This window comes from Coleofasciculus sp., assembly GCF_046539235.1.
Taxonomy (GTDB): domain Bacteria; phylum Cyanobacteriota; class Cyanobacteriia; order Cyanobacteriales; family Coleofasciculaceae; genus Coleofasciculus.
The window spans coordinates 1-9,525 of record NZ_JBKHHI010000256.1; the positions used below are offsets into that span (position 1 = coordinate 1).

At 45.2% G+C, this 9,525-nt stretch carries 9 protein-coding genes; 3 read left to right on the forward strand and 6 right to left on the reverse strand.

What is annotated here, in order from left to right; translation table 11 throughout:
* Positions 1–36 precede the first annotated feature (36 nt).
* On the reverse strand, positions 37–1,821 hold the full coding sequence (locus ACLFWI_RS20100) for a hypothetical protein (protein ID WP_446414383.1): 1,785 nt from the start codon (positions 1,819–1,821) through the stop codon (positions 37–39).
* 190 nt (positions 1,822–2,011) lie between these two features.
* On the opposite strand from ACLFWI_RS20100, the gene dusB reads away from it, so the two are divergent.
* Positions 2,012–3,016, forward strand: coding sequence for a tRNA dihydrouridine synthase DusB (dusB, locus tag ACLFWI_RS20105; RefSeq protein ID WP_446414384.1), 1,005 nt, complete (start codon positions 2,012–2,014; stop codon positions 3,014–3,016).
* Positions 3,017–3,601: 585 nt separating this feature from the next.
* Positions 3,602–3,781, forward strand: coding sequence for a 30S ribosomal protein S21 (gene rpsU, locus ACLFWI_RS20110; protein ID WP_006098158.1), 180 nt, complete (start codon positions 3,602–3,604; stop codon positions 3,779–3,781).
* Positions 3,782–4,027: 246 nt separating this feature from the next.
* On the opposite strand, the gene hemH is transcribed toward rpsU, so the two are convergent.
* Positions 4,028–5,191, reverse strand: a complete 1,164-nt coding sequence (gene hemH, locus ACLFWI_RS20115) for a ferrochelatase (protein ID WP_446414390.1) — start codon at positions 5,189–5,191, stop codon at positions 4,028–4,030.
* A gap of 111 nt (positions 5,192–5,302) precedes the next feature.
* On the opposite strand from hemH, the gene ACLFWI_RS20120 reads away from it, so the two are divergent.
* The gene (locus ACLFWI_RS20120) at positions 5,303–5,926 is read left to right on the forward strand and encodes a class I SAM-dependent methyltransferase (protein ID WP_446414385.1); all 624 of its coding nucleotides are present in this window, start codon (positions 5,303–5,305) and stop codon (positions 5,924–5,926) included.
* Between the two features lie 127 nt (positions 5,927–6,053).
* Here the strand turns inward: ACLFWI_RS20120 and ACLFWI_RS20125 are convergent, their stop codons facing one another.
* The 4 genes from ACLFWI_RS20125 to ACLFWI_RS20140 all read right to left on the reverse strand — a co-directional run bounded on the left by ACLFWI_RS20125 (position 6,054) and on the right by ACLFWI_RS20140 (position 9,256).
* Entirely contained in the window at positions 6,054–6,422 is a 369-nt protein-coding gene (locus ACLFWI_RS20125) for a hypothetical protein (RefSeq protein WP_446414386.1), read from the reverse strand.
* A gap of 187 nt (positions 6,423–6,609) precedes the next feature.
* A complete protein-coding gene (tnpA, locus tag ACLFWI_RS20130; protein ID WP_446414387.1) occupies positions 6,610–7,023 on the reverse strand; it encodes an IS200/IS605 family transposase in 414 nt (137 codons plus the stop codon).
* 235 nt (positions 7,024–7,258) lie between these two features.
* Positions 7,259–8,500 carry a bifunctional ornithine acetyltransferase/N-acetylglutamate synthase gene (gene argJ, locus ACLFWI_RS20135; RefSeq protein WP_446414388.1) on the reverse strand — a complete coding sequence of 414 codons (1,242 nt, stop codon included), beginning with the start codon at positions 8,498–8,500 and terminating at the stop codon, positions 7,259–7,261.
* 135 nt (positions 8,501–8,635) lie between these two features.
* On the reverse strand, positions 8,636–9,256 hold the full coding sequence (locus ACLFWI_RS20140; RefSeq protein ID WP_446414389.1) for a 4Fe-4S single cluster domain-containing protein: 621 nt from the start codon (positions 9,254–9,256) through the stop codon (positions 8,636–8,638).
* Positions 9,257–9,525: the final 269 nt, after the last annotated feature.

The following is a 9,525-nucleotide window of genomic DNA, read 5'->3' on the forward strand; positions in this document are numbered from 1 at the left end:
CTACTACGAATCCAGTTTAAGTCAATGAAATTTTATTTAATCTAGTTCTTTCATTATACAATCTGTTGGCACAACCATATAGTCCTCTGTATCGAGGACTGAACAGCGATTCATAATCTTGGCTAATGCTGGAGTTTTTCCTTGTTTCAATTTTACTATTGCTTCAGGGGTTACGGGTTTAAATGCGTTTAGCCATTTGTTCTTCATGAGATAATCTAGTGTCAGTTCCGGACGATAAATCAGCCAAAAATCCACTTTATATTTCCGAATAAAATCCTGTACTTCTGGCAGGCTCGGACTGTACTGAGCGCGAATCTGATCGAAAATGCGTTGACGAATTTTGCGATAGTAGCCTAAGTGGAAGGGAATCGCATACTTTTTACTCACTAGAATCGAGCGTTTCGCAAACGTTGGTATATTCTGACTTTCCGGCGATAAAGAGGCTATTACAGTATCTTTCGGTTGATCTAAGAAAAACTCATAGACTTGAGGGATCGTACCTTGAGCATACCCAGATTGGGGGTATCTAGGATAACGGAAAGCATTGGTAAATTTCATCGCATATACGGGAGGAAAAACAACAGCAACGGCAAACAATAGGACGGTGCTAATACTTAAAAGCGGATAGAACCAAGTTTGTCTTTGTCGTTGTAGCCAATGCAAAATTGTATCTAATACTACCGTCACCACAAGGGCAGCCGCAAGAGCCAATACAATCCAAAATATACGCCCTGTGTAGCGACCGGGATAATGCAATTTGAAAAGTATGGCATGGCTGATAAAAAACATGCAGTAGGATGCCAAAAGTGCTTGAGGCAAAATTAGAACTTTACGAGTAATACGCTGGGCTAGAGGAAAGTAAGATGAATATCGGAGCAATATAGGTAACAAAATACCCGTAAAAATCAGTGGGGGATAGGGTGCCACTAGGGGCCATTGAAATGGTCTTCCAGGAATCAAACCCATTTCTCCGAGTAACCACAATTTCCCGTGACTGCGGTCAAGAAAGGTTTTTCCTGTCATTGTAATTAAAGCATCTGGCATGGCATTGGCTTGAATTAATGTAATCGTTGGACCAAATTCTGAGGAACTGAGGGCATAGGGTAACAGTACGAGAAACGCAATCCCCAGTCCGCTACCACATAATAGATAGTCCAGTCGATTCCGAGAAAACGTCAGATGTCCTCTATTCCAGATGACTAACCTCAAAATTAAAAGCACAGATTGGATAAAGATAGAAGTGGGATAAAAAAGTCCAGTTAAAAGAATTACGCCTAAACAAGGCATTACTGAACGCCGGATTAAATAGTAAAAAAATGATAGATATAACAAATAAACAAAATCTCTGGGTGTGCCACTGGTCATATCGGCTCCCACTAATAAATATTGGTTCAAGAGTACTGAGGCAATAAATCCTGTTGCTGGTACAGGTAAAATTTGTATGCAGACGAGGAAACAGTAGGCTGTTGTGAGTAAAATCAGAGGAAACGGCAAAATTTTACTGAAGACGATTGGATCGATGCCCAATATTGCCATAATCCTGTAAAGAGCAGACCATCCCTTTGGGGCAATTGATTGAAAATAATTAGCAATTAAATCATTACTAAATAACTCTGGGTCTAAAAACTGCCGCATCCAAAATACTTGCTGTCTGGCGTCATCCTGAGCTACATACTCACTATAAAAAGCTTGATGTAACCACAAAATTCCACAAAGCGCCGCGTAAGTTAAGCTTAAAGTGAACCAAAATAAAACCGCTTGGTTAGACCGTTGCCTAGACGCTGGATGGGTCAAAAGTGTTTGGATAGTGGAGATTGCCATAGTTAGAGCAAATAGCTAATAAACTGCCAATAGTATGACCTTAAAAGCCTTAATCCGTAATGGTTGTTCAGCTTTCATGATCTATCAAGGTATTAACCTGTCAACACCTTAAGTGTGTTAATATACCAAAAAATGTGGAAGTAGTCTGTAGTTATCGAAACATAAATAACCTAATTGATCTTGACAAACAATGATTCTTTTATCTCCTCAGTTACAGCAGCGATTAGCAACTCCTCTGAAAATTGGTTCTTATCAAGTTAAGAGTCGTGTTCTCCAGTCTCCTCTGTCTGGTGTCACGGATTTGGTATTTCGTCGCCTGGTGCGCCGCTATGCGCCGGAGTCGATGATGTATACGGAAATGGTACATGCAGCCGGATTGCATCATGTCAAGGGTTTATCCAAAATAATGGACGTTGATCCGAATGAAAAGCCGATTAGTATTCAGTTATTTGACTGTCGCCCGGATTTTCTGGGAGAAGCCGCCCAGAGAGCCGTAGCCGAAGGTGCGGATACGGTGGATATTAATATGGGATGTCCGGTGAATAAAATTACTAAAAAGGGAGGGGGTTCGTCGTTACTGCGAGAACCAGAAACGGCGGTGGCGATTGTCCGGGCGGTGGTGGAGGCGGTTTCTGTTCCGGTTACGGTGAAAACCCGGATTGGCTGGAGTGATGACGAGATTAATATCCTAGATTTTGCCCAGCGGATGGAAGATGCGGGGGCGCAAATGCTAACCTTACACGCCCGTACCCGCGCCCAAGGGTATAAGGGGGAGGCTAAGTGGGAGTGGATTGGTAAGGTTAAGCAGGTTCTGTCGATTCCGGTTATTGCTAATGGCGATATTTTTTCGGTAGAGTCAGCTGTGAGATGTTTGGAACAAACGGGGGCGGATGGGGTGATGTGTTCGCGAGGAACATTGGGGTATCCGTTTTTGGTGGGAGAAATTGACCATTTCCTGAAAACGGGGAAACGGTTAGCACCACCGACGACGGTAGAACGGTTAATCTGTGCCAAGGAACATTTACAGGCTTTATGGGAGTATAAAGGCGATCGCGGCGTTCAGCAAGCCAGAAAACATTTGGCGTGGTACACTAAGAGTTTTGTAGGAGCCAGCGACTTGCGAGATCAGCTTAGTCGCATTGATACTGTGGAACAGGGGGTGACGTTGATTGACAGTGCGATCGCGAAGTTCTAATCTGGGCATGATGGCAAGCCAAGTTCAGTCCTGTCTCACCGGATAAGGGGACAGGCTTGTTCCCTTAGAAATTAATCGTTATTATGGCAACAGTCGTTAAAATATTTCAGATAAATGTGTCCAACGATGCCATTGATGGGCAGATAAAGTAATGCAAAACCAAACGTAAAATAGAGATGTATCGGTATGGTTAAGCAACACTAGCTGTTCCCCGTACAAGTGGGGAAGAGTGAGCGCAAACCTCACTATAAAAGCCGTAAAGGGAAAGACTATGAGTACCTTGAAAGCATCTCTGATCGCCCATTTAAGGGATTCAGAAGCTTAGTCTTACCCGAAGCGAGAAGCGTTAGAGCGTCACTCAATCAACGCTAGTAATGGTCAAAACTGTTTAGGTGTTTGCTCTACTTTCATGAGTGAAGCCGTCTCAGTTACTTGTAAATTACGGTTTGATCCAGGGAGTGTAGTCTAAACGCAGTCACGATTGATCAGTATCGCTGCTGGTCTAAATACGCTAATTTTGTTAGAGATCGAGTTGGATGATGATTATCATCCATTATGTACTGTACGCTAGAAGGAGGATATAGTATGACCCAAGTGGTTGTAGGCGAAAATGAAGGAATTGAGTCAGCGCTGCGCCGATTTAAGCGGCAAGTGTCCAAAGCCGGAATTTTTGCAGATATGAAGCGCTTGCGTCACTTTGAGACGCCGATTGAAAAGAAAAAGCGCAAAGCAGTAGCTAGACGACGTAAGCGGCGAGTCCGCTAAGCAATTTCTCAATACCTTTTCATCCAAATAGGCATTCCAATTGGGATGTCTTGTGGTATGTTCGCAAAAACCACAGGAATAGTGTGTCAGCCGCCAGTTAGTCCTGACGGCTGATTGAAGTATTTTATCGATTTTTTCCACCAAAACTCAGATCATGTCTGGTTGAATACTTACGCTTTGGTGAAAAAAGGCAGAAGGTTCCCCGGGAAGGAGGAAGGGGACAAGGTAAAAGCATTTACCTCTGTTTTATAACAATCCCACAAAATGAAGTGGTCCTTGACCACTAATTAACTCCAAAACTAAAGCTAGAAAGCCAATCATCGCCAAACGACCATTCCAGACTTCAGCCGCCGTTGTCATACCCCATTCCCAACGTTCTTGGGGATACATCTTAACTTTTTTACTGGGACGCACAACTTCGGCAAATGTTCGTGGCGGCGTGTTTAAGGCATCTACGACTAAGGTGGCGAGGGATTCAATAAAAACGGGATGGGTATTGAGTGCTGGAACTCGCTGGAAGTTGTGAATTCCAGCTTCTTCTGCGATTTCCCGATATTCAATATCAACTTCTTGTAACGTTTCAATATGTTCAGATACAAAGCTAATCGGGACAACCAGCAAGTCTTTGACTCCTTGATTCCCTAACTCTTTCAGTGCATTTTCAGTGTAGGGTTGCAGCCACTCCACAGGACCCACCCGACTTTGATACGCCAAGGTATGAGGGTTGGGGCGATTGAGCGTCTGCATAATTAGATCTGTGCAATGCTCAATCTCTTGCTGGTAGGGGTCTCCAGCTTCTGTGACATAGCTACTGGGAACACCATGGGCGCTGAAGAAAATATGAACAGCGTCAGGATTATCAAACCGTTGCAGTTCCTGATCAATTAAGTCTGCCATGGCTTGCAGGTAGCCCGGTTCTTGATACCAAGAGGGAATGACCGTGTATTCCAGTTGGTTGAGTGTAGCATCGTCCTGCCAAAGTTGTTCCAGAAGCCGGAAACTGGAACCACTGGTACTGATGGAAAATTGCGGGTATAGGGGTAAAATGACTAGGTGTTCAATGCGATCGCGTTTAATGTGGGCGATCGCTTCCTCGGTGAAGGGATGCCAGTAACGCATACCCACATAGATATTCGCCTCTTGCCCATGCTGCTTTAACGTCTCCTGTAAAGCTTGGGCTTGGGCTTCAGTAATGTGCCGCAGCGGTGAACCCCCACCAATTTGACGGTAATTCTCTTGCGACTTCTTTGCCCGCATTGTCGAGATTAACCAAGCCAGGGGCTTTTGCATCCACGAAAATGGCAGGCGAATAATTTCGGGATCGGCAAATAGATTAAAAAGAAAGGGGCGGACATCCTCTAAATTATCCGGTCCACCTAAATTAAGTAATAATACCCCAACACGACCCATAGCAACCACGGCATTCCAAATATTTCATATTTGTTACTGATTTTAACAATATATGCTGGTAATAGTCTGAGTTTTCCGGAAAAAATCTAGATTCTTAATCCTAGCAGAACTATGGCAACCGTATTAAGACCGTTGAGTTATAAGTATCAGTGGCTATATGACACGATTTCTCGATTAGCCGCCACGAGTGTGGGTGGAGAACGGCGATTCCACCATCTGCCTTTGCACGGTTTAACAATTGAGTCAGAAACCCAAGTGTTAGACCTGTGCTGTGGTGGGGGTCAGGCTACCCGCTTTCTGGTCGAGTATTCCCAGAATGTCACAGGACTGGATGTTTCACCCTTATCGCTGCAACGCGCCGAAAAGAATGTGCCGCAAGCGAAGTATGTAGAAGCCTTTGCCGAGGATATGCCGTTTTCGGACAATCAGTTTGATCTGGTGCATACCAGTGTAGCACTCCATGAGATGCCACCGTCAGTGTTGCCGCAAATTCTTAGGGAAGTGTATCGGGTGTTGAAACCGGGTGGTGTGTTCGCGCTGGTGGATTTTCACAAGCCGACTAATGTTTTATTTATGCCGGGAGTCGCCCTGTTTCTGTGGTTATTTGAAACAAAAACGGCGTGGCAATTATTGGAGACGGATTTGGTGAGATTGCTGAAGCAGACAGGGTTTGCATCCTGTGAACAGCGTCTGCATGCGGGGGGGAGTTTACAGGTGATTCAGGCAAAAAAGTGAGCAGTAAAAGCAGGGTTTGTCGGGGCGAGTTTAGGGACTTTCGTTTGGCTATGGATAATAACGTTTGTGCAAAACCCGCCCTGACCTGACGCCAATATTAAGATATAACTAAACCTGCCCCGACCAATTATATCTGTTCCTGGAGTTCAGCAACTTGGGCTTCTAAGTCTTGAATCCGTTCCTTGAGTTCGATAACTAGGGTAGCGAGTCGGTCAAACCTCTGATCAGAGGATAAGACTCGCGGTGGGGTTCTGGGGGGGACTGATGGTGCTGGCGTTGGGGGGTTGAGAGGGCGATTTGGGCTGGGAACTTGCCGAGTTAAGGTAGCAAGCTGAGACTCAATGCGGCTTATTTGCGATCGCAACTGGAAGTTCTCGGTTTCGAGACGCGAGAGGCGTGAGGCTAAAGCGGCGGTGGATTGGGCGGAGGTTAAAGGGGGAAAGATGAGAATTCCTACCAGGAATGCTAAGCAGATGATGCCGATTTTTTTGAGCATGATAATTGAGGGGTAGTGGTAAAGCGATCGCGCTGGAGAGATTGTTCCACCCGTTGGCGGAAGATATCAGTTGGTACTTCCTTCGCGGACTTACAACTTGTACTTTATCGGAAACCAATAAAAGCAGGTTTTCACATCATATAATCATATAAACGCGATTTATAACCACTATGAATGATTTAATTGCTCAGTTAGCCATTAATTCCCAAGTAGGAATTATTGATTTCTGTCGATGGTGAATCGGCTGATTTCTGATGTAATTAGCTACCTGGTCAAGATGATCATGGCTAACAGTGAATGCGCCGTAGCTGCCTTGCCATTTGAAGAATTCCCCTGGCTTAATTTCATGGGTAACTAAATGAGAAGAACTTCCTTTAACTTGTTTGATCAAGTCGGAAACCGCTATAGTAGGGAGAAAACTTATTAATAGATGTACATGATCTTCAATACCGCCCAAGGCAATAACTGTATATTTTAGCTGTTGGCATTCCCCAATAATTGCTGCATAAACTGCCTCCTGGATATCGCTCGTAAGCAAAGGCAATCTATCCCAAGTTGCCCAAACACAATGAAGATACAACTGCGTAAAATTAGACCTCATATTTCTTAAACCCGCCCTTTGCTTCGCTCAGGAGTAAACTCCGGTGGGTTTGATTTGTGAAACCGCGATTTCTAATTGCACCTAATATCATGTCCGGTCTTGGCATAATTTTACACAGAATTTGCTCTAATTTTTCTTGAACTCTTGAACCCGCGCAGGCGGGTTTGGTTTGTGTAGCCGCGATTTCAATCGCCCCCTGAACCGAACCATCGCCCCCTGAACCGAACCATCGCCCTCACGTCGTATACTCGGCATTAATTTTCACATAGTCATAACTCAAATCACAGCCCCACGCCTTACCCGTACCTGGTTCATTGCCAATACTGACCGAAATTAAAACGGTATCCTCTTTCAAATACGCCCCAGTCGCGGCATTTTTCAAATAAGCACTCGCCGCATCTCGGTCAAAGGGTAAAGGTTGACCCTTATCCATTAGCACAAAATCCCCCATCTGAATCCGCAAGGCTTCTTGGGAAAAGGGGACACCTGCACGCCCCGCCGCGCCCGCTATTCTTCCCCAGTTGGGATCACGACCAAATATGGCAGATTTTACTAAGGATGAACCCGCAATCATTCGGGCAATTTGACGTGCGGCTTGATCATTGGGTGCGCCTGTCACCTGTACTTCCATCAAACACGTCGCCCCTTCGCCATCTCGTGCGATCGCCTTGGCTAAATGTTGGCATACCGCCGTCAGCATCGCTTCTAACTTTTCCGCATTATGTCCCATTTCTGTAATCGCTGAGGTGCGAGATTGACCATTCGCCAACGCAATCAGGGTATCGTTGGTACTGGTATCCCCATCGACGGTAATTTGATTAAAGCTTTTATCCGCCGCCCGACTTAACATTTTTTGCCATAACGGTGTAGAAACCACTGCATCACAGGTAACAAACGCCAACATTGTTGCCATATTCGGGTGAATCATCCCTGAACCTTTGGCAATCCCACCAATCCGTACTGGGCGATCGTCAATCGTGGTTTCCAAGGCAATGGATTTTGTCACCAAATCTGTAGTAATAATCGCTTGGGCAGCAGCATTGGAACCCAGTTCTGATAAGCCTTCCACCAATTGAGGAATTCCGGCGAGGAGGGCATCCATGGGAATACGCTGTCCAATCACACCCGTGGAGCCTAATAAGATAGACTCTGGAGCAATATTCAGGGCTTGTGCCAATGCCTTCGCCGAGTCCAAAGCATCTTGCCACCCCGCTTCCCCGGTTGCCGCATTCGCTTGACCAGCGTTCACTAGAATAGCACGGGCGCTGGCTTTTTTTTGCAGACGCTGGCGACAATAGGTAACAGGTGCAGCACAAACCTGATTTAGAGTAAAGACTCCGGCTGCGATCGCCTCCACATCCGATACAATCAATGCCAAATCCGGCAGTCCTGAAGGCTTAAGTCCAGCTACTATTCCATATGCGCGATATCCTCTCGGTGCTGTGACGCCACCTGTAATTTCCTGCCAGTCTGACATGATTTTTTTCCTCAACCCTGATAGTGGTTCGAGTAGCGATTATATCAACACTCAGGGTAAATAATCGGTAAATTTCACTTTTGTGCTGTAATACTATGAGTGTCAAACTTTGACTAAGTAAACGTTTTACGGCATTTAACCTTCGCTTAAATTCATTTGACCTCGAAATCCTGTAACAATGCGACTACCATCTTTAAGGATATGAATCTCCATTTGATCAGAAGCCCAGGTAATTTGGTCTTTTAATGCGGGATTAAATACACGAACGCGCTGATTTCGAGAGGAGACGGGTGAATCGGGGGAATGAATTGCCAAGGATTCGACAAAGGGACCATCGACTAAAATATCAAGTTGTCCTAATAACTCTTGTGCGCCTGGAGGAGCATCGGGTGATTGCAGTTCCCCTAAAGTAAATCCACTAAATGACATAACATTTAACCCCGCCGCTTTGAGTTTCTTAGCTAACTGCGCTAGGGCTGGCCCTTGCCAAAATGGTTCTCCACCAGAAAAGGTTACTCCTTGATTGCGGGGATTGGACAAAATTTTATCCGCTAATTCATCAATAGCAATTAACTGGTTAATTTCAAAAGACCAGGATGCTGGATTGAAACAGCTTGCACATTCTCGTTTACACCCTTGCACCCAAACAACAGCGCGACAGCCAGGACCATTTACTTCTGACTCGTCCACGTATCCCATAATATTTAGATATCCAGGAGGAATGTCATTTCTTATTTGTCCTTTGTCATTTGTCATTGGTCATTTGTCCTTTGTCAAAGATTTCCACAACGCTTTAACTCAATTGGGGCGGGTTTATTTGCATCTAGTACAAGCAGGCTCCAAGTCCGAAGGCTCCAGGGCAGAAGGCGATAAGGAACATAAGGTATGCTGCTTTTAGGGAGCTGGTTAACTGGTGAGTTATTTCCGCCGCGCTGCACTAGGGCGAGTTTTGAACAAAACGTTATCATTAACAGACGTGCCATGATACACCTCTACACTCAACGTGGAGCGCATCGAACAGGGAT

Excerpts from the sequence above, each read along its gene's own strand:
- ACLFWI_RS20100 (WP_446414383.1), bottom strand. The coding sequence starts at position 1,821 with ATGGCAATCTCCACTATCCAAACACTTTTGACCCATCCAGCGTCTAGG.
- dusB (WP_446414384.1), top strand. The coding sequence starts at position 2,012 with ATGATTCTTTTATCTCCTCAGTTACAGCAGCGATTAGCAACTCCTCTG.
- rpsU (WP_006098158.1), top strand. The coding sequence starts at position 3,602 with ATGACCCAAGTGGTTGTAGGCGAAAATGAAGGAATTGAGTCAGCGCTG.
- hemH (WP_446414390.1), bottom strand. The coding sequence starts at position 5,191 with ATGGGTCGTGTTGGGGTATTATTACTTAATTTAGGTGGACCGGATAAT.
- ACLFWI_RS20120 (WP_446414385.1), top strand. The coding sequence starts at position 5,303 with ATGGCAACCGTATTAAGACCGTTGAGTTATAAGTATCAGTGGCTATAT.
- ACLFWI_RS20125 (WP_446414386.1), bottom strand. The coding sequence starts at position 6,422 with ATGCTCAAAAAAATCGGCATCATCTGCTTAGCATTCCTGGTAGGAATT.
- tnpA (WP_446414387.1), bottom strand. The coding sequence starts at position 7,023 with ATGAGGTCTAATTTTACGCAGTTGTATCTTCATTGTGTTTGGGCAACT.
- argJ (WP_446414388.1), bottom strand. The coding sequence starts at position 8,500 with ATGTCAGACTGGCAGGAAATTACAGGTGGCGTCACAGCACCGAGAGGA.
- ACLFWI_RS20140 (WP_446414389.1), bottom strand. The coding sequence starts at position 9,256 with ATGACAAATGACAAAGGACAAATAAGAAATGACATTCCTCCTGGATAT.